This is a genomic window from Haloarcula sp. H-hyl2 (genome assembly GCF_056934385.1).
This window is the reverse complement of sequence record NZ_JBRIIJ010000001.1, coordinates 1,590,057-1,610,929: the sequence shown is the minus strand read 5'-3', so window position 1 is coordinate 1,610,929 and position 20,873 is coordinate 1,590,057. Positions and strand designations below refer to the sequence as shown.

At 65.6% G+C, this 20,873-nt stretch carries 23 protein-coding genes; 5 read left to right on the top strand and 18 right to left on the bottom strand.

Going from position 1 to position 20,873, the window contains the following annotated elements:
• Positions 1-164: 164 nt before the first annotated feature.
• The 7 genes from Hhyl2_RS08320 to Hhyl2_RS08290 all read right to left on the bottom strand — a co-directional run bounded on the left by Hhyl2_RS08320 (position 165) and on the right by Hhyl2_RS08290 (position 5,567).
• Positions 165-968, bottom strand: coding sequence for an energy-coupling factor ABC transporter ATP-binding protein (locus Hhyl2_RS08320; protein WP_483550565.1), 804 nt, complete (start codon positions 966-968; stop codon positions 165-167).
• Positions 969-1,036: 68 nt separating this feature from the next.
• Positions 1,037-1,849, bottom strand: a complete 813-nt coding sequence (locus Hhyl2_RS08315) for an energy-coupling factor transporter transmembrane component T family protein (protein WP_483550276.1) — start codon at positions 1,847-1,849, stop codon at positions 1,037-1,039.
• Positions 1,850-1,851: 2 nt separating this feature from the next.
• Complete coding sequence (locus Hhyl2_RS08310) at positions 1,852-2,175, bottom strand: cobalamin transport operon protein (protein ID WP_483550275.1); 324 nt, start codon at positions 2,173-2,175, stop codon at positions 1,852-1,854.
• Positions 2,175-2,855: an energy-coupling factor ABC transporter permease gene (locus Hhyl2_RS08305; protein ID WP_483550274.1), complete on the bottom strand. Its 681-nt coding sequence runs from the start codon at positions 2,853-2,855 to the stop codon at positions 2,175-2,177. The genes Hhyl2_RS08310 and Hhyl2_RS08305 overlap by 1 nt, the downstream gene beginning before the upstream one ends.
• Positions 2,856-2,971: 116 nt before the next feature.
• Positions 2,972-3,760: an ABC transporter ATP-binding protein gene (locus Hhyl2_RS08300; RefSeq protein ID WP_483550273.1), complete on the bottom strand. Its 789-nt coding sequence runs from the start codon at positions 3,758-3,760 to the stop codon at positions 2,972-2,974.
• Positions 3,751-4,599, bottom strand: coding sequence for an ABC transporter permease (locus tag Hhyl2_RS08295; protein ID WP_483550272.1), 849 nt, complete (start codon positions 4,597-4,599; stop codon positions 3,751-3,753). The genes Hhyl2_RS08300 and Hhyl2_RS08295 overlap by 10 nt, the downstream gene beginning before the upstream one ends.
• Positions 4,596-5,567 carry an ABC transporter substrate-binding protein gene (locus tag Hhyl2_RS08290; protein ID WP_483550271.1) on the bottom strand — a complete coding sequence of 324 codons (972 nt, stop codon included), beginning with the start codon at positions 5,565-5,567 and terminating at the stop codon, positions 4,596-4,598. The genes Hhyl2_RS08295 and Hhyl2_RS08290 overlap by 4 nt, the downstream gene beginning before the upstream one ends.
• Before the next feature lie 168 nt (positions 5,568-5,735).
• Here Hhyl2_RS08290 and Hhyl2_RS08285 point away from each other — a divergent pair, with 168 nt between their 5' ends.
• Both Hhyl2_RS08285 and Hhyl2_RS08280 read left to right on the top strand, forming a co-directional pair.
• Positions 5,736-6,764 (top strand): DHH family phosphoesterase, encoded by a 1,029-nt coding sequence (locus Hhyl2_RS08285; RefSeq protein ID WP_483550270.1) that lies wholly within the window; start codon positions 5,736-5,738, stop codon positions 6,762-6,764.
• 110 nt (positions 6,765-6,874) lie between these two features.
• Positions 6,875-7,153 carry a YgaP family membrane protein gene (locus tag Hhyl2_RS08280; protein WP_483550269.1) on the top strand — a complete coding sequence of 93 codons (279 nt, stop codon included), beginning with the start codon at positions 6,875-6,877 and terminating at the stop codon, positions 7,151-7,153.
• 90 nt (positions 7,154-7,243) lie between these two features.
• Here Hhyl2_RS08280 and Hhyl2_RS08275 read toward each other — a convergent pair whose 3' ends face one another.
• Complete coding sequence (locus tag Hhyl2_RS08275; RefSeq protein WP_483550268.1) at positions 7,244-9,166, bottom strand: beta-CASP ribonuclease aCPSF1; 1,923 nt, start codon at positions 9,164-9,166, stop codon at positions 7,244-7,246.
• Between the two features lie 250 nt (positions 9,167-9,416).
• Here Hhyl2_RS08275 and Hhyl2_RS08270 point away from each other — a divergent pair, with 250 nt between their 5' ends.
• Positions 9,417-9,590: a DUF5786 family protein gene (locus Hhyl2_RS08270; protein WP_483550267.1), complete on the top strand. Its 174-nt coding sequence runs from the start codon at positions 9,417-9,419 to the stop codon at positions 9,588-9,590.
• A 32-nt stretch (positions 9,591-9,622) separates the two neighbouring features.
• On the opposite strand, the gene Hhyl2_RS08265 is transcribed toward Hhyl2_RS08270, so the two are convergent.
• Both Hhyl2_RS08265 and Hhyl2_RS08260 read right to left on the bottom strand, forming a co-directional pair.
• Positions 9,623-9,961: a glutaredoxin family protein gene (locus tag Hhyl2_RS08265; RefSeq protein WP_483550266.1), complete on the bottom strand. Its 339-nt coding sequence runs from the start codon at positions 9,959-9,961 to the stop codon at positions 9,623-9,625.
• Between the two features lie 40 nt (positions 9,962-10,001).
• Positions 10,002-10,241 carry a BolA/IbaG family iron-sulfur metabolism protein gene (locus Hhyl2_RS08260; protein ID WP_483550265.1) on the bottom strand — a complete coding sequence of 80 codons (240 nt, stop codon included), beginning with the start codon at positions 10,239-10,241 and terminating at the stop codon, positions 10,002-10,004.
• Between the two features lie 286 nt (positions 10,242-10,527).
• Here Hhyl2_RS08260 and Hhyl2_RS08255 point away from each other — a divergent pair, with 286 nt between their 5' ends.
• Positions 10,528-12,060 carry a hypothetical protein gene (locus Hhyl2_RS08255; protein WP_483550264.1) on the top strand — a complete coding sequence of 511 codons (1,533 nt, stop codon included), beginning with the start codon at positions 10,528-10,530 and terminating at the stop codon, positions 12,058-12,060.
• Here the strand turns inward: Hhyl2_RS08255 and Hhyl2_RS08250 are convergent.
• From Hhyl2_RS08250 to Hhyl2_RS08230, 5 genes are all read right to left on the bottom strand, one after another.
• On the bottom strand, positions 12,057-12,467 hold the full coding sequence (locus Hhyl2_RS08250) for a CoA-binding protein (RefSeq protein WP_483550263.1): 411 nt from the start codon (positions 12,465-12,467) through the stop codon (positions 12,057-12,059). The two genes, Hhyl2_RS08255 and Hhyl2_RS08250, sit on opposite strands and share 4 nt — an antisense overlap.
• 73 nt (positions 12,468-12,540) lie before the next feature.
• Entirely contained in the window at positions 12,541-13,533 is a 993-nt protein-coding gene (locus Hhyl2_RS08245; protein WP_483550262.1) for a patatin-like phospholipase family protein, read from the bottom strand.
• Positions 13,526-14,389, bottom strand: coding sequence for an SDR family oxidoreductase (locus tag Hhyl2_RS08240; protein WP_483550261.1), 864 nt, complete (start codon positions 14,387-14,389; stop codon positions 13,526-13,528). The genes Hhyl2_RS08245 and Hhyl2_RS08240 overlap by 8 nt, the downstream gene beginning before the upstream one ends.
• 75 nt (positions 14,390-14,464) lie before the next feature.
• Complete coding sequence (locus Hhyl2_RS08235; protein WP_483550260.1) at positions 14,465-15,001, bottom strand: NUDIX hydrolase; 537 nt, start codon at positions 14,999-15,001, stop codon at positions 14,465-14,467.
• Positions 15,002-15,225: 224 nt separating this feature from the next.
• Positions 15,226-15,600, bottom strand: a complete 375-nt coding sequence (locus Hhyl2_RS08230) for a winged helix-turn-helix transcriptional regulator (protein WP_483550259.1) — start codon at positions 15,598-15,600, stop codon at positions 15,226-15,228.
• A gap of 181 nt (positions 15,601-15,781) precedes the next feature.
• Here Hhyl2_RS08230 and Hhyl2_RS08225 point away from each other — a divergent pair, with 181 nt between their 5' ends.
• The gene (locus Hhyl2_RS08225) at positions 15,782-17,200 is read left to right on the top strand and encodes an FAD-dependent oxidoreductase (RefSeq protein WP_483550258.1); all 1,419 of its coding nucleotides are present in this window, start codon (positions 15,782-15,784) and stop codon (positions 17,198-17,200) included.
• Positions 17,201-17,233: 33 nt separating this feature from the next.
• On the opposite strand, the gene Hhyl2_RS08220 is transcribed toward Hhyl2_RS08225, so the two are convergent.
• From Hhyl2_RS08220 to Hhyl2_RS08210, 3 genes are read right to left on the bottom strand one after another with little or no spacing between them, the layout of a single operon-like run.
• Entirely contained in the window at positions 17,234-18,643 is a 1,410-nt protein-coding gene (locus Hhyl2_RS08220; RefSeq protein WP_483550257.1) for a dihydrolipoyl dehydrogenase, read from the bottom strand.
• Positions 18,644-18,693: 50 nt separating this feature from the next.
• The gene (locus Hhyl2_RS08215) at positions 18,694-19,908 is read right to left on the bottom strand and encodes an iron-containing alcohol dehydrogenase family protein (RefSeq protein ID WP_483550256.1); all 1,215 of its coding nucleotides are present in this window, start codon (positions 19,906-19,908) and stop codon (positions 18,694-18,696) included.
• The gene (locus Hhyl2_RS08210) at positions 19,905-20,864 is read right to left on the bottom strand and encodes a ring-cleaving dioxygenase (RefSeq protein WP_483550255.1); all 960 of its coding nucleotides are present in this window, start codon (positions 20,862-20,864) and stop codon (positions 19,905-19,907) included. The genes Hhyl2_RS08215 and Hhyl2_RS08210 overlap by 4 nt, the downstream gene beginning before the upstream one ends.
• Positions 20,865-20,873: the final 9 nt, after the last annotated feature.

Genomic DNA, 20,873 nt, shown 5'->3' with positions numbered 1-20,873 from the left:
CGGGCCACGCCGACTGCTCTCTTGCCCTCGCCGCGTCGGCCCTCCTGGATGGCGCTGCGGGCCATCCCACCCGTTTCAAACGCCGGCCGGTCGACCATGCCGGTCCGGCGCGATACACTCCGTGTCGCTATATCGAACCGCCTGACGGGGTGCCCCGAACACCATCAGTCCTGGCCACCACTGTCGACAGACGGGGTCCCGACAGTGGTCGACTCGCCAGCCTCGGCGAGGTGGGACACGAGATCCGCTTCGGTCACTGGCTGTGCCGTCGCGTCGAGTCCGGCCTCGCGGGCTACACGAACCGCACTCGGTGGGTAGAGGTTCGCGTCCGCCAACAGCGCGTCGTCGTAGAACACCGCTCGGGGCGTTCCGCTTCCAGCGACGTTGCCGTCGACCATCACACAGACTCTGTCTGCGACTTCAGCGGCAAATTCGAGGTCGTGGGTCGAGAGGACGACGCTGATTCCATCTTCGTGAATCTCCTCGATCCGGTCGGCGACCAGTTGGGACCGCTCGGGGTCCAGCCCCGCGAGTGGTTCGTCCAGCACGACCACGCTCGGTTCGAGGACGAGCACGCCAGCGAGGCCGACGAGGCGTTTCTCGCCACCGCTCAGGTAGTGTGGGATTCGGTCTTCGAGGTGACTCGCGTCGACCGTTGCGAGCGCCTCACGAGCGCGCGCTCTCGCTTCGTCACCGGGAACGCCGTAGTTCTGGAGGCCGAACATCACGTCATCGAGGACCGTGGGCGCGACGAGTTGGGTATCGGCGTCCTGGAAGACGAAGCCGACTTCCCTCCGTGCGTGTGCCCTGTTGTCTTTGGTGATCGGCGTACCGTCGACGACGAGTTCGCCGTCGTCGGGAACGAGCGTGGCGTTCAGGTGTTCGAGGAGCGTCGACTTGCCGGCACCGTTGCCGCCGACGAGTGCGACGACCTCGTCGGGGTACACCGAGAAGTCGACGTCGTGCATGCCGACCGTCCCGTCGGGGTAGGTGTGGGCCTCACACTGCAGATCGACGAGCGGTGAATCGTCTCGACTCACAGTCTCACCCCGTAGACCGCGACCGCAGCGTAGCCGACGACGGCAACATACGAACCCACCACGACGAACAGTTCGTGGATCGGTGGCCGCGAGACGTCACCGTACAGCGTGATGTCGCCGTTGTAGCCGCGGGCTTCCATCGACTTGACGAGTCGTTCTGACTGCTCGATCGCCGACAGCATCGTCATGCCGAGGATTCTCGCGTACAGCCGTTTGTTCGACCAGAACTCCGAGAAGTTCGCACCCCGAGAGAGCGCGGCTTTTACGAGATCCTCGAGCGTCTCGATCATGACGAACGTGAACCGATAGGTGAGCAGCGCGATCTGATCGATCGGCCGTGGGAGTAGTCGTCCGAGCATGTACGCGACGTCCGTGTATCTGGTCGTCATCGACCCGGTCAGGGCGAACGTGGCGACCGTGAGTGATCGACAGCTGAGCTCCCCGAAGAGCACGAGCCCTGCCCACGTGACAGACAGTTCACCGAGCGGTGTCGAGAGCGCGCCACCGATCGGCGTCCCCGGTTCGAGAAACGCCAGCGGCCCGGCAACCGAGACGATGAACAGCATCGGGAGCGTGTACCAGCCAGCGAGCCGCCGGTATGGCAGTCCCGCGAGTCCATAGACCACCAGTACGGCTCCGTATAGTCCGGCCAAGAGCGCAAGGCGGTCGAACACCGTGACGGCGAGGACGAGTACGCCGACGACGCCGACCTTCGTCCAGGGATTGACGCGGTGTAACGGTCCGTCTCGCCGTTCGGCGAACGCCGTGATGAGCCGCGGGTCGGGAACGTGGTTCGAGAGTGTCGTCACGATTAGCGAGCCGGGCGTTCTCCGTCCTCGAAGCCGCCGTAGCGGTCGACGTAGACGTACATACCGACACCGAGAACGACCATGAGAAGGACGAGCGCGCCGAATTCGAGCATCAGTCCCCCTTTGCGGATGGGGCCAGCGACGACGATGCCGCGGCCGAAGTCGACAAGCGAACCGCCGCCCTCCTGCACACCACGCTGGAGGGCTTTCGCTGAGCGTTTGGCCCACGGCAGGGCACCGCCGGTCGCGGTGAAGCCCCAGTACCCAGCGGCGAGGAAGGCGGCGAACAGTCCGAGGAGGCCACCGTACTGCTTCCAGCGCTGCATCAGGCGGTCACCCCAGTCGGCTCCTCCTGGGTGTCACGGTCGGCGAGGCCGACGAGGTCGGGGCGGACGGAGGCGAGGAACTGGACGATGAATCCCGTCAGGATACCCTCGATGACTGCGACACCGAGGTTGAGCCCAACGAGACCAGCGACCGCGATCGTCAGGTCACCACGCGGCAGCGCGCTCCCGTTCACGCCGCTGATGACGATGATCGCTCCCATCAGGAACGCGCCTGCGGAAAGGCCGAGCGTCGCGGCACTCGCGCTGGCGGGGAAGACGTCCCAGTCCATCCCCAGCAGGGTCTTGAACGCGTAGTAGGCGACGATAGCTTCGCTCGCGTTGACGAGCGTATTCGCCCCGAGGAGGCCGACTGCACCGTGGCCGAGCGCTGCCGAGAAGATATTGACGACCAGTGCGATGAGCGCTCCGAGCAGCGGCCCAGCAAGGATCCCCACGAGGCCAGTGAGGTTCATGTGGATGCCACCCCAGACGGGGATGTTCAACTGGAAGATCGCGAAACTCGCGGCCGCACCGATGCCTGCCAGCGCGATCTGGTGGGTCTCGATTCCGCCCTTCCGAACCCGTCGGACGACCGCGCTAATCAGTACTGTGCCGAGCAAGGTCCAGAGGATCAGTGCCCACAGCGGGAACGACCCTTCGCCGAGGTGAATGTGCGCCATGCGTGTTTAACAAATCTGGCACCAGTTATAATAACTTTGCCTTACTGAATCGTCTAAAGTAATAATAAATATCTCAAGAAAGTGTTGATTTAGCACCAACGGTTGCCCAGCGACAATCAACGACAGGCATCGTACGGGTCGCCGAGTTCGTTCCTGATTCGAGCCACATGTTCGACGAACTCGTGCGCTGTCCGCTGGCGCGGGCGCTCGATATCGACAGTGACTATCGAGTGTACAGTTCCAGGGTCGGCGTCCATGACGACCACGCGATCGGCCAGTGTCACGGCCTCGTCGATGTCGTGCGTGACGAACACGACGGTCTGTTCGGTTTGGGTCCAGATGTCGAGCAATTCGGCGTGCAAGCGGTCGCGCGTCCGAGCGTCGACACTACCGAAGGGCTCGTCCATCAGAAGGATCTCCGGATCGGGGGCGAGCGCGCGAGCGATCCCAACGCGCTGTCTCATGCCGCCGGATAGCTCCTTCGGGTAGGCGTCCTCGAACCCGTCGAGTCCCACCAGATCGATCAACCTACGCACCCGTGCCTCCCAGTCGGAACAGTCACATGCAGGCCGGTCGAGGCCGAACCGGATGTTCCCGTGGACGGTTCGCCAGGGGAACAGTGCGTATCCCTGAAAGACCATCCCCCTATCCTGGCCGGGATCGGTGACCGGGTCTCCACCGACCAGTATCGACCCACTATCGGGACTGTCGAGCCCGGCGATTGCTCGCAACAGTGTGGTCTTCCCACATCCCGATGGGCCGACGACACAGCAGAACTCACCCTCCGCGACCGAGAACGAGACGTCCACGAGTGCCTCCGTCGACTCGTAGGACCGGCTGACGTTCTGGATCGTGATCTTCTCGCTGGACTCCTGATCAGTGGGTGAGTCCGGGCTCAGCGCCATGCGAGGACCCTCCGTTCGAGCACTCGGAACCCGACGTCCATACAGAGGAACGCCAGACTGATCAGGAACATGTAGGCGACGCTGGTCGCCATTGCGAGGTTGTTCGAGGCAGTGATGATCTCGTAACCGACACCGGGCGCGCCGAACAACTCGGCGCCGACGACGATCATCCAGCAGCGACCGATGCTCGTCCGGAACCCGGTCAACACCTGGGGAGCAGCGCTCGGGAGCGCGACGAGTTTCAGCATCGAGCGGTCGCGCTCTACACCGAGCGTCGACGCGGCATCGGTGAGCTCGGTCGAAACGCCCTCGGCGCCACCGTACGCGCTGTAAAAGTTGATCCAGAACGCACCGACGAAGACGATGAACGCGGCGCCGGTGTGGTGGATGCCGAACCAGACGATAGCGAAGACGACCCACGCCAGTGGCGGAATCGGGCGGAGCACCCGGACGAGCGGTCGCAGCCAGTCGTCGAGCGCACCGTTCCAGCCCATCGCCAGTCCGAGACTGATACCACAGCTCGCACCGACGAGGAGGCCAGGCACGTAGTGGAACAGCGTCTGTGCGAGGTGTGCGAGCCCGGTTGGTAGTACCAGACTCGATCCCAGGACTGGGACCACGATCGTAGTCGAGGTCGCGAACAGGTCGATGAACGCACGCGCCGATTCGAGGGGAGCCGGAACCAGATACGACGGCTGGGTCACTGTCGCGCCGACCCACCAGACCAGGAGGAACGCGAGGAGACCGCCCAGGCCGCGCAGGTACCGCCGTGAGTCCCCTTCGAAGCGACCGGCGACCACCGTGTCGGAACTGGTATCGGTTCGATGTCGATGGTTCATGACTGGATTGCGTCGTAGGGTTCGAACGCGAACAGCTGTTCAGTCGCGACCGGGTCTTCAATGTTCCCAGCGTTGGCGACGAACTCGCCCATCGTCGCGGCCTGGTCGGTGATCGCGTGCGGGTTCGAGAAGAACTCTGAGGCCTGAGAGTCCATGGCCGCCGTCGCGAGGTCCTCGCTCACGCCGGAGCCGATGACCGAGGCGGCGTGGGCGGCGGCTGCATCCGGTGAGTCTGCCGTGAACTCGGTCGCTGCCACGTGCTGTTCGACCAGCGATTGCGCGACTCCGCTGTCGTCGAGCACTTGCTGGTTCGCGAACAGCACCGTGACCGGGTGGTTCTCTAGAATATTTCCGGACCAGGCGAGTTCGCCGAAACCCTCGTCCTGGCCGATGATCGTCGCGAACGGCTCCTGGACGATCGTCGCGTCGATGTCGCCCGACTGGATCGTCCGAACTGCCTTCGCTGGTGGAACTTTCGACTTGTCGATGACGGACTCTATCTCACCGATGTCGAGGTCCTCCTGAATCCAGTATCGGAGGACGATGTCGGGGACGCTTCCGTCCGGTGGGGCACCGAACCGTACCTTGCGACCATGCTCCTGTTCGAAACGCTCGAATACGGTTGGCCCTTCCTGTTCGTAGCGATCGACGAGTTCTGTCGTTCCCACGATCTTGAAGCCGTTTCTCGAACTCGCGGCGAGGATACCGGCGTCGGTACCCTTCTCAACGAGAACCATCGCAGGAGTGATCCCGAAGAGTGCAATGTCGATGTCTCCGCTGGCAAACGCCGTAACGATGCTGGGGCCAGAGCTGAATCGCTCGATCCTGATCTCCGCTGGGACCTCGCGGTAGTACCCCTCCTGCTCCATCACGTAGTGTTGCATATTCGGAAAGATGGGGACGTACGCGACGGTTACCGAGTCGAGCGAGTCCTTCTCCCTTCCGAGACAGCCGGTGACACCTGACACAGCAGCCGTGCCTGCTACCCGCAGTATGTTTCGTCGCGAAATATGTTTCACGTCCGTTATTAATAACGTTGATTACGATAATAAAAAGCTGCGAATTTCGAATAGAATTTTAATATTGTGTCGGGGCTGCAGCCGACAGTATTTCCCGTTGGCACCCACAGAATCGGCATGGCCGACGTCAACGAACTGCAGTCGCTGCTGGGGGCGGGGGAAGAACTGAACATCGTCTGTCACAACAACCCGGACCCGGACTGTCTGGCCAGTGCGCTGGCGCTCGGGCGGATCGCGGCGGCGGCCGGCATCGACGAGCGACGGATCCTCTACAGCGGCGAGATCACTCACCAGCAGAACCGGGCGTTCGTCAATCTGCTCGACGTCGAACTGAAGCCCTTCGATGCGAACCTGATCGTCGACCGGCCGGAGGGGTCGCTACTGGCGTTCGTCGACCACTCCGTGCCCGGTGCGAACAACAGGGTTCCCGAGGGGACACCGGTCGATATCGTCATCGACCATCACCAGGTCGAGGACGTCACGGCTCGCTACGTCGACCACCGCGAGGAGGTAGGGGCGACGGCGACGATACTCGCTGAGTACGTTCGGGACAGCGGCATGGACGTCGATACGACCCTCGCGACCGCGCTCCTCTTCGCGATCCGGCGGGAGACGCTGGGGTTCCTGCGGGGCGTGACCAGTGCCGAGTACGAGGCCGGTGGGTTCCTCCACGCGCACGCGAACTCCGATCTGCTCGGGAAACTGTCCACGCCATCGATCAGCGGGGCGACGGTCGACGCTATCGCCGACGCCATCGAGAACCGATCGGTCACAGGGTCGGTCCTCATCACCCACGTCGGACGGACCAGCGAGCGTGACGCGCTCCCACAGGCCGCCGATTACCTCGCGACGCTGGAGGGCGTCCAGACGGCCATCGTCTTCGGTATCATCGACGAGACGATCCAGTTGAGTGGCCGGTCGACGGACGCCCGCATCAACATCGGCAACGTTCTGGACAACGCGTTCGAGGACGTGGGGAGCGCCGGTGGTCACCGTGAGATGGCCGGCGGGGAGATTCCCCTGGGCATCTTCGCCGACTACACGAGCGACGACGAACTGTTGATCGGCATCGTCGAGCAGGTGGTCCGGGCACGACTGATCGCGGAACTGAAACTGCGCGACGACAGCGACAAGGACGGGGAGTGACCAGTCCGCGACTCGCGCGATACCAGGTGCGATGTACGCGACCATCGAACCCTGGACTACGTTTATATACTTTCCGTGCGAAAACAGTATTGTAAGGAAGTGACCAAACCATGCAAAAGAACGTCGGCGGATACGATCGGATCGCACGCTTCGTCCTGGGACCGATACTCGTCGTCCTGGGCGGCGCAGCACTCGCCGGGTTCGTGACGCTCGCGGCGGGGACAGTCGGACTCGCACTCGGGGTGGTATTGCTGCTTGTCGGTGCCGTCTTCATCGTCACCGCGGCGACGCAGAAGTGCCCGCTGAACTCGGTGTTCGGACTGAACACGTACAGAGACACCACGACGGAGCGATCCTCTTCGGAAGACGCCACAGCTAGTGCGAAGTGAGGTCGCGTGGCCTCCAGAGGCACAGTGACGGGCAGCAGTATCGATTCCAGAATACACCTCGATTTCGACACCAGTCTGCCGAGGCCAGCCTCAGATGAACCGGAAGGTCTCGAGGTTCTTGGGGTTGAACGTCCGCATGTTGAACTTCTGGTACAGCGCCGACGAGAGTTGATTGGTCGAGGTCTCGTCGCCGTGGACACAGAGCACCTTCTCCGGTCGGGGGTGCATCGTCTCGACGAACGTCTCCAGGCCCTGCCGGTCGGCGTGGCCGGAGAAGCCGTCGACCGTCTCGACGTCCATCTCCAGGCTCACCCGCTCGGCGCGGGGCCCGCTGCGGTCGGACATCGTGATCTCGTCCTGGCCGCGCTGGATCTGTCGACCCAGGGTCCCCTCGGCCTGGTAGCCGACGAAGACCATCGTGTTGTCCTCGTCCCCGCCGAGCAGGCGGAGCCAGGACATCACGGGGCCACCAGTGACCATCCCGGAGGTCGTCAGCACGATACACGGTTCGTCGTCGGCGATGTCCTGGCGCATCTCCTCGCCGCCGTCGACCTGCTGGAACTGCTCGGCCAGGAAGGGGTTCTCGTCGTCGTAGAGGATCCGCTGGCGGAGATCCCCACGAAGGTACTCGGGGTATGCCGTGTGGATGGCCGTCGCCTCGCGAATCATCCCGTCGAGGTAGACCGGCATCGTCGGGATCTCGCCCTCGCGCATCGCCTCCTCCAGGACGAGCATCAGTTCCTGGGAGCGCCCGACGGCGAAGGCCGGGATGAGGATCTTGCCGTCCTTCTGGTGGGCCTCGTTGATGACCCGCTTGAGGACCCGCTCGGAGTCCTCCTGATCGGTCTGGTAGTCGTTCTTCCCGCCGTAGGTCGATTCGAGCACGAGCGTCTCGACACGTGGGAAATCGTTGACCGCGCCGTCGAGTAGGCGAGTGTCCTTGTAGTGGATGTCCCCGGAGAACGCGACGTTGTACCGGCCCTCGCCGATGTGGAAGTGACACACCGCCGACCCCAGGATGTGCCCGGCGTTGTGCATGGTGAGTTTGATGTCCGGCGCGATGTCGGTGACGTTGCCGAACTCCAGCGGGATGGTGTGTTTCAGCGCGTCACGGACCTGCTGGCTCTCGTAGGGCGGGGTTCGCCCCTCCTTGGCGGCCACGTCGAGGTAGTCCAGCTGGAGCAGTCCCATCAGGTCCCGCGTGGGTGCGGTGGTGTAAATCGGACCGTCGTAGCCGTACTTGAACAGGATCGGGAGGAGTGCCGAGTGGTCGAGGTGCGCGTGAGTCAGGACGACGGCATCGATGGAGTTGGGGCCTGAGGCGAGCGCCTCGGGGACCTGGAGGTACGGCACCTCGCCCTCGGCACCGGGTTTGTCGCCACAGTCGATGAGGATCCGCGATTCGGGTGTCGAGAGGATGAACGACGCACGGCCGACCTCCCGACAGCACCCCAGCGTGGTCAGTCGGACCCAGTCGTCGTCCGACGTCGTCGGGCGGTTGATCTTCCGGCCCACCCGTTCGAGGATGTCGCGGCGCTCGTCGCGCTCCTGCTTGAGGAAGTTCCGAACGTTCGAGACCGTCGAGGACTCCATCGGCGGGGTCCGGACGACCTCGGGTGTCCACCCGACGCTCGCCGAGATCTGGTCCAGCGTCTCGCCGTGGCGCCCGATGACCCGGCCCGGCTTCTCGGCTTCGATGAAGACCTCGCCGGTCTCGGAGTCGAAGTCGAGGTTCTGGACGCCGGCGTCCTCGGGGATCAGTTCGGTGATGCGCTCGCGGGCCTGCTTTGGCGGGACCAGCGCGTCCTGTGTCGGGCGGACGTTGATGCGCTTGCGGAGCGTCTGTGCGAGGTTGCGGACGATCCCGTCGCGGTTCGCGACGGTCTGGGCGTCTGGCGTGTAGATGACCAGTTCCGGCCCCTCGAACGTCACCGCTTCGATAGCGATATCGTTCGGCGTCTCCTCCTCGACCTGTGCCTTGATCTTCTCTAGTGTCTCGTCTGCGGAACTCATATGTCGGGAAATCTACGGTTGCAGCAGTCGATCGCCGTCGCAAGAACCACGGCTCTCGGGTATCCGTTGTTTACCGAAAAACGGACCACGAATAAGAACCTTTGCTTCCCGGACCGATAATTACAGCCCGGGGACACGGATCAGATCGCCGACGATCGAGAGACGGGCTCACGGTGCTGTGATTCGGTACCACAGGCCGCTGAGCGACCCTATCGGTCGTTTTTAGTGTGGTTCTCCACAGTCAGTATACATGGGCTTTGGTAGCTACGACGAATCCGAACAGAAAGACCAGGACGTCGACGCGGACGACAGCGAGGGCGTCGCTGTCCACGAGAACGACCACGACGGCGACGTCTCCTTCGAGACGGAGGCCTCGACCTCCGACCTCGTCGACAAGCTCGGCGAGATGAAAGACGAGGAGTAAGCGCGCGACTCGACCGCCAGCCAGCGATATTTTCAGGCGTTCAGCGTCTCTGCCAGGTCTCCGTTCTCGTCGAGCTGTTCGAGGATGTCGCTCCCGCCGACGAACTCGCCGTCGACGAACGTCTGCGGGATGGTCTCGCGACCGCTATACTCCGAGAGCGCCTCGCGGAACGATTCGGTGGCCTGCAGGACGTTCACCGTCGCGACGTCGTCGCGGTGTTGCTGGATGAGCCCCAGCGCCTTCCGGGAGTAGCCACACTGGGGCATCAGCGCGGTGCCTTTCATGAACAGCGCGACCTCGTTGTCGGCGATGGTCTCGTCGACGGTCGTCTGGACCTCCTCGGTGGAGAGTTCCTCGGGTTCGAACGACATGGGTGGCTCTAACAGAGGGGGGCTGAAATGGGTATCGCCGTCAGTTCTCCGGTGGCGTCTCCGTCGTCAGTTCGATGGCGTGGATGTCCCTGGTCAGGTGCTCCCCGAGCGCGTCGTGGACGAGCTGATGCTGGTCGACGAGGGACTTCCCCTCGAACGCCGGCGAGACGACCTCGACGGCGTAGTGTTTGTCGTCGTCGGGGTCCCGCGGTGTCGTCACCGTCGCGGTCGCGTCGGGGATCCCGTCTTCGATCAGTGCTTTGACCTCGGATTCGTCCATGCCGACCCGAAGGTCACCGTCGGGGAAAACGGTTGCTGGTGTCCGTCGTCGACTGTCCGGGACTGGACCCCAGTGACAGTGCCGTCTCGGTTCAGTTACGGTGGCGCGGTGGGCCTGTGGCTGCAGGTCGCACCGGTCTGCATACCCTTCCGAAGCGTAGTGTACAGATACTGAATTGACGGACACCTTCGGTTCGTCGGTCGATACCACTCTCTACGGGAGATTCAACTGCTGAACTCGTGGTAAGTATACAAAATATTATGCTATCACCGGTCGTCGTCTGTGTATGAACTCTTCCGACCGTGAGACACCCGCACTCCCCGACGAACATCGACGACGGTTCCTGCGGGCGCTCGCGGTCGCGGGCGCGGCGGGACTGGCGGGCTGTGGCGGTGGCGGCGGTGGCGGAGGAACCGGCGGCAGCGGTGCCGACGGCGGCAGTGGGACCGGCGGTGACGGCGGTAGTGGCAGCTTTCCGTCCCCACCGGGTGGAACGGTCGACGACAGCGGCGGGCAGTTCGTGGCCGAGGAGACGGCACCGTTCCTGTTGAACGCGGGAACCGTCGACACGACCTTCGACGTCGAATTGACCGAGGAGACCGATCTGTTGGAAGGCGGCGCACTCGGGGCGCTGACCGACTTCGACCTCGACGCACAGCAGTACACATTCGACGCCGACCTGCTGGCACAGACGGGCATCGACCCGGAACCGGGGCGTGTCCTCATGATCTCAGGGCTCTCGCTCCGGCGGGTCACCGACGTCAGCCGCGACGGTGAGCGCGTGGTCGTCGAGACCGAGTTCGCCGCGCTGAACGAGGCGATCCAGGACGGTGAGGTCGCCTGGGACGCCGACCTCGGGTTCGAGACCCGACAGACCAACGAGCGGTTCGAACCGGCCGAGGAGACCGGCGAGGGAGCGCTCGCCTCGGCGGTGAGCAATGCCGCGCTGGTCGATGTCGTGGCGCTCGACGCGGACGGGAACGCGCTCGGGCGGCCCGAACTCTCGCTCCAGGGCGACCAGGAGGTCCTGGAACTGAAGTTCACACAGGGGAACACCGACTACGTCTTCGGACTGACGCCGATGGGCGATTCGGTCCGGCTGAAAGCAGAGATGACGGCGCCGTCGGGTGCCCCTGCGACGATGCGGTTTACCGGCGTCGGCGAGGCCAAGGCCGTCAAGGCCGGCGGCCAGGTCAACTACGCCGGCGGGGACCTCCAGCAGGCGGACATCGACGCCAACGGACTGGAGGGTGAGATAGTCATCGACATCGCCGCCACGGGGACCGGTGTCGAGGGACCGACCGAGATCCCACTCCCGGGTGGCTTCGCGTTCAAGCACATCTTCATGGCCGGACCGGTCCCGATCACCGTCGAGACGTCGATCCGGCTGAAGGCCAACATCAACGTCGTCTCCGAGGCCTCTGCGACCGCTCGCTCGCGGTTCACCTTCGGCGGCGACACTGGATTTGCCTACAACGGCACCGACGTGACGCCCAAGGCCAAGATCGGGACCCTGAACATCAATCCGGAGAGTGCCGACTCCGGGGCCCTGTTCGGCCAGCCGGTCAGCGCCGGCTTCGGCGTCGCGTTCCCGCGGGTCTCGATCAGCATCTTCGAGCAGATCCTCATCCCCTACATCGAGGTCGGGATGGCGGTCAACACGGAGCTCACGTGGGGCCCGGTCTGCAAGAGCGCGTACATCCAGCTCGTCGTCAACGGGGGGTACGACATGAAGATACTCGGTGTCGAACTCGCGAAGTTCAAGACGACACTGGCCGAAAAGGAGCGCCGTGGCGGCGAGGAGTGTGCGAGTAGCTAGGCCATCAGTTGCTGGTGGGTCGGTTTCATACAGCGGTCCTGGACGACGCGGAGGCCGGCCCCCTCCGCACGCGCCACGGCGTCGTCGTCGTGGATGCCCAACTGGAGCCAGACGACCTGCACGTCGTCCCGTTCCAGTACCTCGTCGACGATCCCGCTGACCTCCTCGCTGGGACGGAACACGTCGACGATGTCGATCTCGCCGGGTACGTCGGCAAGCGAATCGTAGGCCTTCCGGCCGAAGATCTCGTCGGCGAAGGGATTGATCGGGACGACGTCGTATCCCTGGTCGATGAGGTACTTGGGTATCTCGTGGGCGTCCTTCCCGGGTGAGGTCGAACAGCCGACGACGGCGACGCGGTTCAGTTCGAGGATCTCACGGAGTCCGGACTCGTCTGTGACTGGCATGTCTCATCGTAGGGCAGGCGAGGATAAAACAGGTGTGGCGCTCGGTTCACCATCGGCCAGCCGGCCGCCCCGCTCAGCCGCGTTCGGCCAGGAACGCCCGCGCACGCTCCCGACCGAGGTCCCGCAGTTCCTGGATGAATCCGGGACTGCGGTCGACCTTCGTCGCACAGCCCAGTTGCTTGCCCAGTTCGATGCGTCTGATCTCCGTGTGCGTGAACTCGTCGGCGGGGAGGGTCCCGTCCTCGACCCAGTCGTTGACGCGCTCGATGAACCGCAGTTCCTGGTTCAGTGAGAGGTTGCCCGCCAGTTGATTACGTCGATCGGCGATGGCGTCGGCGGTCTTTGGCTCACCCGTGAACTGTTGGGGGTTGATCTGGATTATCCACAGCTCCTCGGGCTTGTGAGCCGGCGGGACGTGCAGCAGGTCGTTGATCGGCGGGTTCTGGGAGAACAGACCGTCCCAGTGGAGGTGGCCGTGGATCTCGACGGCCTCGAAGAGGTTCGGGACCGCTGCGGAGGCCAGCACCGCCTCGACGGTGACGTCCTCGTTGGTGAACGTCTCGAAGTACCCCTCGTTGACGTTGACCGTCCCGACGACGAGTTCCGGTGCCGCGGCCGTACAGAGGTCCGGGACGGCTTCGAAGTCGATGTACCGCTCCAGGATCGTCCGGATGCGCTCTTTCCCGACCTCGGGACCGGGAATCTGGTAGGGGGTGACGTGTGGGAGCGGGTAGCCGGCACTCTCCAGGCGGTTGATGCCGGTTAGCCAGGCGTTCGTGGTTCGATCGGCGGGCGTCGAGGCCGCCAGGTCGTCCCAGATGGACGTCACCAGATCGGCGGCGGTCTCCGGACCCTCGGTGAGCAGGCCGTACCACACCGCCAGGGCGTTGAACGCGCCGCCGGAGGTGCCGCTGATGCCGACCAGATCGTAGTCGTCGTTCCAGTTGTCCAGTAGTGTACAGAGGACGCCGGCGGTGAACGCGGTGTGGCTCCCGCCGCCCTGGCAGGCGATGGCGACGCGGGTGGAATCGTCGTCGGCCGACGCGCCCTCGCTCCCGTCATTCATACGTGTGGGTGTACCCGCCGTCGAACAGCAGGTCCCCGCCGTTGAGGTGCTTGGCGTGGTTGCTGAACCCGAACACGAAGAGGTTGGCGACCTCCGCGGGGGCCATCATCTCCTTCGTCCGGGCCTGGCCGAGCATCACGTCCTCGACGACCGCCTGCTCGGAGATCCCCCGTTCGCTGGCGGTGTCCTCGATCTGGTCGACCATCAGCGGCGTGAGGACGTAGCCGACGCTGACCGAGAACCCGCGCAGCGTCCCCTCGCCCTCGGCGGCGATCGAACGGGTCAGACCGGTGAGGCCGTGCTTGGCGGTGATGTAGGCCGCTTTGTCCTTGGTGGCGTAGTGGCCGTGGACCGAGGACATGTTGCCGATGGCACCGACGCCGTCGTCGGTGGCACGGATGTGTGGCATCACCTCCTGGGCGAGTTTGAACGGCGCGCGCAGCATGATGTCTAGCAGGAGGTCGTACTTCGCCATCGGGAACTCGTCGATGCCGGCGATGTGTTGCATCCCGGCGATGTTGGCGGCGTAGCGCACCGCGCCCTCCTGGGCGGCGGCCTCGACGAGGGTCTCGACGTCGCCGTCGTCGGTCAGGTCGGTCTCGACGCCGTGGACGGTGCCGTCGACGCCACAGTCCGCGGCGATGGCCGCTGTCTCGTCGAGTCCCTCCGCGTCGATGTCGGCGCCGACGACGGTGAGGCCGTTGGCCGCCAGCGCGACGGCGGTCGCCCGGCCGATACCGGAGGCTGCACCGGTCACGATGGCGACGGTCTCCGGCGCAAAGTGGGGGTCGTCCAGAACGAGGAGGTCGTCGTGTGTCAACTCGGGGGCACTGAGGTCGAAAGTGGAGTCAGCCATCTGGAGTCACTCGTGCTGGATGACACACGCCACCACATTAACTACACCTCACGCCACTGTGATCGCCCTCCCTGCTCAGTCGAGGAACAGGTCGGTTCCGGGGACCCGCGAGCCGTCCCCGGGGAGTTCCGTGAACCAGCCCGCTCCGGCGGCCCGGTCGTCGTCTTCGTCGATCGGTACCGTCGGTGACGGGTCGTCGGTCACGGGCGCGGCCTCGAAGACGACGAAGTGTCGCGAGGTGGTCCGGTCGCTGTCTTCCAGTCGGGCGTCGAGACACCAGACGCCCGCGATACGCTCGATGTCGATCTCCAGCCCAGTGTTGGTCCGGACCCACTCGCGTGCCGCGTCGGCGAACGGTTCCTCGGGTGCGACGCTGCTCGACGGGATCTTCCAGGAACAGCTGTCTGTAACCTGCATCACGAGTGTCTCGCCGTCGTCGTTGGTGACGCCGACCGGTGCCATGTCGTCGGCGTCACGGATCGCCTCGAACGTCTTCTCGGGAACGACATCGGTGTCTTCGTGGAACGGGACCTCGTCTCGCAGCGTCGACGGGTCGGTGATCGCGTGGATATCGGGCACGTCGGTACCATCGTCGGTGGTGTATGCTGTCATGGGAGAGATCTCTCTCGGCGGTGGTCGTCGGGACAGTACTGGGGTCGAAGGGGGTCGGTCGTACGGTCGTGATAGCGGCGGAACCCGGCGGCACGAGCGCCAGGGACGACTCTACAGGAAACTGTTAGAAGAAACTGACGATTTAAATCCGCTACTATTTCTCGTGTAAAAATTCTCTCGCTGGGGTAATAAACGTTTCCCCGAGTGCGGGCTGCTATCGAGAGCTACCGGAGACCGCCGTCTGCGTCCTCGGGTGGACGCAGGTGTTCCTCGCCCCACCGGGCCATCGATACGATGACCGGTTTCAGGGACTCGCCGCGGTTGGTCAGTGAGTACTGCACGCGGAAGGGCTGCTCGTTGACCACCTCGCGGTCGACCAGTTGTTTCTCCTGGAGGTCGTCGAGACTGTCCGAGAGCACCTTCGAGGAGATGCCGTCGACGTTCGTCTTCAGTTCGTTGAACCCCGAGGGACCGGCCTCCAGCAACCGGTGGATGATGACCGGGTGCCACTTCTTCCCGATGAGCGTCGCCGTCGTCGTGATCGGACACCACTCCTCGCCGGCACACCACACCTCGAGTTGCTCCGGTGCGTCGCTCATAGGCGCCCGTTCGTCGGCCAGTGACAAATAGTTACTTCTAGTAAGTGGGTAACAATTTGTAACCAACTGTTCTCGTGGGTCCGATGGTGCTACGGAGTCGCTCTTGCGCGTGCGTGAGCGCGTCGGCTACTTACCCGTAGGTAACTCAACAGTTAGGTGCCAGGCGGTCGACGGTCGGCGTATGTCGGACCCGTTCGTCGTCGTCGGCGGTGACGCCGCCGGCCTGAGTGCCGCCAGCAAGTTCGCCCGCGAGCGTCCGGACGCTGACGTCGTCGTCTTCGAGAAGGGCAAGTGGATATCCTACGCGCACTGCGGGACGCCGTACTACGTCAAGGGCGAGGTCGAACACGTCACTGATCTCCTCTCGCTGTCGCCCACGGACGTACGCGACCGAGGGATCGACCTCCGGCGCGACCACGAGGTCGTCGCCGTCGATACGACCGAGCGGACGGTCACCGTCGAGTACGAGGGTGAGCGGTCTGTCCAGCCCTACAGCGACCTGCTCGTCGCCACGGGTGCGCACGCGGTCAGCGACCCCATCGAGGGCCACTCGCTGGACGGCGTCTTCACGCTCCACGGCATCGACTCGGCGACCGCGATCCGGGCCGTACTCGCCGAACCGGGGACGGAACCGGTTGATACGGACGTGGACGCTGTCGACCGCGAGACGGTCGCGAAGTACACCGCCTGGGAACCGCCGGAGACGGTCGCCGTCGTCGGCGGGGGCTACGTCGGCGTCGAGATGGCCGAAGCGTTCCGTGCCCACGGCCTGGAGACACACGTCTTCCAGCGCTCCGGCCACGTGCTCCCGCCCTTCGGCGAGCCGGCGGCCGAGCGAGCGGCCGACCACATGCGCGAGGAGGGAGTCACGCTCCATCTGGACTGCGCTGTCGAGAAGCTGGCCGGCGAGGAGCGCGTCGAGGCGGTCGTCCACGAGGCCGGCCGCTTGGCTGTCGACCTCGTTCTCGTGGGTATCGGGATCCGGCCCAACACCGGACTGCTGGCGGGCACTGCGGTCGAATTCGGGGACTCCGGCGCGGTCGCCACCGACGACTACGGCCGGACGAACTGCGACGGGGTCTACGCCGCCGGCGACTGCGCGGAGATGCGCCACGCCGTGACCGGCGAACCGGCGTGGGTCCCCCTGGGGCTGACCGCCAACCGCGCCGGCCGGGCTATCGGGCAGACAGTCGCAGGCGACCCCAGCCCGGTCGGCGACATCGCGGGAACGGCCGTCGTCAAGGCCTTCGATATGGAGTGTGGCCGGGTCGGCATCCTCGACGAGAGCGAGGCTCGGAACGCGGGTTTCGACCCGGTCTCCGAGACCATCACTGCCGGGTCCCGGTCGGGGTACTATCCCGGTGGCGACGAGACGACGGTGACGCTGACCGCCGACCGCGAGAGCGGGCGCCTGCTCGGGGGTGCCATCGCGGGTCGTGACCGCGCAGCAATCCGGATCGACACCCTGGCGACGGCCATCGAGCGCGACACGACGGTCGCCGAACTCGAACGGCTGGACCTGGCGTACGCGCCACCGTTCAGCCCGGTCTGGGACCCCGTGCTCGTCGCCGCGAAGGTCCTGAACGGGAAACTGGACTGACTCAGCGACACCGGCCCACGGCGTTTCAACTGTTCAGTCGCCGTGGTCGTGGTGGTGGGTGTGGCCGGCACCAGGTCGGCGGAACTGGCCGGCGAACGCGCGGTGGACGACCTCCGAGAGGGCGGGGTGGACGTGGACGGTGTCGGTGATGTCGGCGACGGTCCCGCCCGCGCGCATCACCGGCAGGACCTCGTGGAGCAGCGTCGGCGCCTCGGGGCCCAGGACGTGACAGCCCAGTATCGTCCGATCATCGGGGTCGACCAGCACCTTCACGAAGCCGTCGGTCTCCTTGAGCGCGTCGCCCATCGCGGTGTCGGCGTAGTCGTACGTCCGGACGGCGTAGTCCCGGTCGGCGTCCCGCAACGCCTGTTCGGTTTCGCCGGCGCCGGCCACCTGGGGCGAGGCGAAGACCGCGTGGGGCATCGCCGTGTAGTCGACCGCCTCGTCGGGCGCGTCGAGCAACAGGTTCCGGGCGACCGTGCGGGCCTCGTGGTTCGCGGCGTGGCGGAACTGGTACCGACCGAGGACGTCCCCCAGCGCCCAGACGCCCTCGGCGGTCGTCGCCAGCGTGTCGTCGGCGACGACGTAGCCCTCCCTGTCCGTCTCGACGCCGGTGTTCTCGACCGCGAGGCGGTCGGTGTTGGGTGTGATGCCGGCGGCGACCAGTAGTTCGTCCGCGACCCGCTCGGTCTCGCTGCCGTCCGGGCCGACCGCGGTCACCGCCACTCGGTCCCCGCGCTCCGCGACGGCCGTCACCTCGTGGCCAGTCAACACCTCGTGGCGCCGGCCGAAGACCGCCGTGAACACCGCCTGGACCTGTTCGTCTTCGTCGGGTAACAGCCGTTCGCGGCGGCCGACGACCGTCACGTCGGTCCCGAAAGCGCCGAAGTAGTGGCCCAGCTCCGCGGCGATGTAGCCACCACCGACGACGATGAGGCTCTCGGGCCGGCGCTCCAGACGGAGGGCGTCGGTACTCGTCAGATAGTCCACCGCGCCGATGCCGTCGATAGGTGGGATCTCCGGGCGACAGCCGGCGGCGATGACGACCGTCTCCGCGGTTATCTCCTCGTCGTCGACGGCGAGTGTCCGGTCGTCGACGAACCGGCCTTCCGTGTGATACAGCGTGTGGTGATCGGACTGTTCGAGACCGCGTTCGATGCCGCTGGCGTCCTCGCTGACGGCCTCGTTCACCTCGTGGACGCTCCCGGCGAAATCGACGTCCCCAACGCTGGCGTCGATCCCGAACCGGTCGGCCGTCCTGATGGTCTCCATCACGTCCGCGCGGTGGATGAGCATCTTCGAAGGGATGCAGCCACGGTTGAGACAGGTCCCGCCGAGCGGGCCGTCCTCGACGACGGCGACGTCCTGGCCACGGTCGACGGCCGCCGAGGCGACGCTCAGGCCGGCCCCGGAGCCGACGACGATGAGGTCGAACTCCTCCATACGATATGGTGGGTGTCAACACACCTATAGCTACTGCAGGGATCGAGTGCCTACCACGCAGCGTCGAGGATAGCTTCGATATCCGCCTGCGTTGGTTTCAGGCCCGACGGTGCGTTGGCCACGAACGGGTCGTCGAGGACGGCCTCGGCGACGGCAGGGAACTCGCTGCGGTCGGGACCGTCGACCTCTCGCAGGCGGGCCGGGAGCGACAGCGCGCGTGCGACCGACTCGACGGCACCGACGATCCCCTCGGTGGGCTCGTCGTGGTCGGCGACACCGAGTGCGTCCGCGAGGAGTTGTCGCCGCCCGTCGACGCGTTCGAAGAGATACCGGAGGACGTGCGGGGCGACGATCGCGTGGGCCGCGCCCTGCTGGACGGGATAGGTCCGCGTGAGGCCGTGGCCGAAGGCGTGGATCAGTGAGAGCGTGGTCACGCCGGGCCGGGAGATGCCGTACTGGACGAGCATGACGCCCTGGGTCAGCGCCTGGAAGACCCACGGGTCGTCGTCGCCGTCGCCGAACGCGAGCAGTCCCTCCTGGAGGAGCGACAGTCCACGCGTCGCCGTGGCGTCGGTCACCGGCGTCGCCGTGTTGGCGTACAGCGTCTCGATGCCCTTGTCGAAGCCGTTCATCGCCGACCCTGCGAGGACGGACCGAGGCGTCGTCGCGACCAGATCGGGGTCGTAACAGACTGCCGTGGGCATCAGGTTCCGCCCGGCGATGCCGCCGCTTACGGCCAGATCGACCGGGCAGGTCGCCGGGTCGGCGGTGACACCCGCGACCTGCGAAAGGTCGGCGCCGGCGAGCGTCGTCGGGACGGCCACGAGCGGTGGGAATCGGTCCTCGGGGACGCTGATCGTCCCCGTCTCGACGAGTTCGGCGCCAACCGCTTCGGGATCCCTGTCGGTCGCCACGAGCAGCGCCGTCACCGCCGCGACGTCCAGACTGCTCCCGCCGCCGACGGCGACGATGGCATCCGCGTCGTTCGCTCGGAACGCCGCCAGCGCGTCCACGGCGGTCCCGAGCCGTTTCGCCGGCGTCGTCTCGGCGAAGACGCCGGCCAGTCGTTCCCCCAGACCGGCTCTGACGGGGTCCATGACCGCCGGTGTCTGCCCGACGGTCGAGCCACAGACGACGAGTGCTCGCTCACATCCGTGAGCTGCGAGCTCTGTTCCCAGGTCCGCCGTCGCTTCCGGGCCGTACCGCAGGACCGCGGGCTCGTAATCGAACCGGAACGGCACCGAGAGCCGATCGGCGTCGGTCACTGCTCCTCCGGCGGGTCGGTGGGCCCGTCGAAGGGCGGTAACTGGCGCTCGATCGTCGCGCGGTCGGCTTCGAGCCACGGCGGGAGCACGAGTGACGACCCCAGGTCGTCGATGGCTTCGTCTGCGGTAAAGCCCGGTTCCATCGTCGAGATCTCGAACAGCACACCGCCCGGTTCGCGGGCGTAGACCGCGTGGAAGTACGATCGGTCGACGACCTCGCTGGTCCGGAGCCCCATCTCCTGGTAGGTCTCGCGGTAGGACTCCAGGGCGTCGACGTCCGCGGCACGGAAGGCGACGTGGTGGACCGTCCCGACGCCCATGCGACCGCGGTCGGCGTCGGTCTCGACGACGTCGACGACCGAGGCGAACCCCCCTGGACCGCTCCGGTACCGGTGGCGGCCGTCCTCGGCCGTCTCGTGCTCGTAGCCCAGGACCGAGGTGAGTATCTCGGCCGTCGGCCCGACGGACTCGACGGCCAGCGTCACGCTGTGGAAGCCGCGCAGTTGGTGGTCGGCCGGAACTGGGCTGTCGGGCCAGGGGACTGCCGGACTCTCGCCGTCGGCGGCGACGAGTTCGAGGCTGATCCCGTCGGGGTCCTCGAACTGGAGGACGGACTCGCCGAACCGCGTGGTCTGTTCGACGGCGACGCCGTGGCCGTCCAGTCGGTCGACCCAGTAGTCGCGGGCGGATTCCGGAATCCGGTACGCGACGGCGCTCGTCTGACCGGCGCCGAACTGCCCCTGGCGCCCCTGATCGGTCCAGGGGAAGAACGTGATGTTCGTCCCTGGCGTCCCCTCGCCGTCGCCGAAGTAGAAGTGGTAGGTGCCCGTGTCGTCGTGGTTGACGGTTCGTTTGACGAACCGGAGACCCAGCAGGCCGACGTAGAAGTCGGCGTTTGCCTGCGGGTCGCCGGCGATGGCGGTCACGTGGTGGAGGCCGCCGGTGGCTGGTGACATACGCTCACG

Excerpts from the sequence above, each read along its gene's own strand:
- Hhyl2_RS08250 (WP_483550263.1), bottom strand. The coding sequence starts at position 12,467 with ATGCCAGTCACAGACGAGTCCGGACTCCGTGAGATCCTCGAACTGAAC.
- Hhyl2_RS08240 (WP_483550261.1), bottom strand. The coding sequence starts at position 14,389 with ATGGCTGACTCCACTTTCGACCTCAGTGCCCCCGAGTTGACACACGAC.
- Hhyl2_RS08275 (WP_483550268.1), bottom strand. The coding sequence starts at position 9,166 with ATGAGTTCCGCAGACGAGACACTAGAGAAGATCAAGGCACAGGTCGAG.
- Hhyl2_RS08210 (WP_483550255.1), bottom strand. The coding sequence starts at position 20,864 with ATGTCACCAGCCACCGGCGGCCTCCACCACGTGACCGCCATCGCCGGC.
- Hhyl2_RS08285 (WP_483550270.1), top strand. The coding sequence starts at position 5,736 with ATGGCCGACGTCAACGAACTGCAGTCGCTGCTGGGGGCGGGGGAAGAA.
- Hhyl2_RS08265 (WP_483550266.1), bottom strand. The coding sequence starts at position 9,961 with ATGTCGTTCGAACCCGAGGAACTCTCCACCGAGGAGGTCCAGACGACC.
- Hhyl2_RS08220 (WP_483550257.1), bottom strand. The coding sequence starts at position 18,643 with ATGGAGGAGTTCGACCTCATCGTCGTCGGCTCCGGGGCCGGCCTGAGC.
- Hhyl2_RS08320 (WP_483550565.1), bottom strand. The coding sequence starts at position 968 with ATGCACGACGTCGACTTCTCGGTGTACCCCGACGAGGTCGTCGCACTC.
- Hhyl2_RS08260 (WP_483550265.1), bottom strand. The coding sequence starts at position 10,241 with ATGGACGAATCCGAGGTCAAAGCACTGATCGAAGACGGGATCCCCGAC.
- Hhyl2_RS08305 (WP_483550274.1), bottom strand. The coding sequence starts at position 2,855 with ATGGCGCACATTCACCTCGGCGAAGGGTCGTTCCCGCTGTGGGCACTG.
- Hhyl2_RS08270 (WP_483550267.1), top strand. The coding sequence starts at position 9,417 with ATGGGCTTTGGTAGCTACGACGAATCCGAACAGAAAGACCAGGACGTC.
- Hhyl2_RS08300 (WP_483550273.1), bottom strand. The coding sequence starts at position 3,760 with ATGGCGCTGAGCCCGGACTCACCCACTGATCAGGAGTCCAGCGAGAAG.
- Hhyl2_RS08245 (WP_483550262.1), bottom strand. The coding sequence starts at position 13,533 with ATGAATGACGGGAGCGAGGGCGCGTCGGCCGACGACGATTCCACCCGC.
- Hhyl2_RS08235 (WP_483550260.1), bottom strand. The coding sequence starts at position 15,001 with ATGACAGCATACACCACCGACGATGGTACCGACGTGCCCGATATCCAC.
- Hhyl2_RS08280 (WP_483550269.1), top strand. The coding sequence starts at position 6,875 with ATGCAAAAGAACGTCGGCGGATACGATCGGATCGCACGCTTCGTCCTG.
- Hhyl2_RS08230 (WP_483550259.1), bottom strand. The coding sequence starts at position 15,600 with ATGAGCGACGCACCGGAGCAACTCGAGGTGTGGTGTGCCGGCGAGGAG.
- Hhyl2_RS08255 (WP_483550264.1), top strand. The coding sequence starts at position 10,528 with ATGAACTCTTCCGACCGTGAGACACCCGCACTCCCCGACGAACATCGA.
- Hhyl2_RS08295 (WP_483550272.1), bottom strand. The coding sequence starts at position 4,599 with ATGAACCATCGACATCGAACCGATACCAGTTCCGACACGGTGGTCGCC.
- Hhyl2_RS08225 (WP_483550258.1), top strand. The coding sequence starts at position 15,782 with ATGTCGGACCCGTTCGTCGTCGTCGGCGGTGACGCCGCCGGCCTGAGT.
- Hhyl2_RS08310 (WP_483550275.1), bottom strand. The coding sequence starts at position 2,175 with ATGCAGCGCTGGAAGCAGTACGGTGGCCTCCTCGGACTGTTCGCCGCC.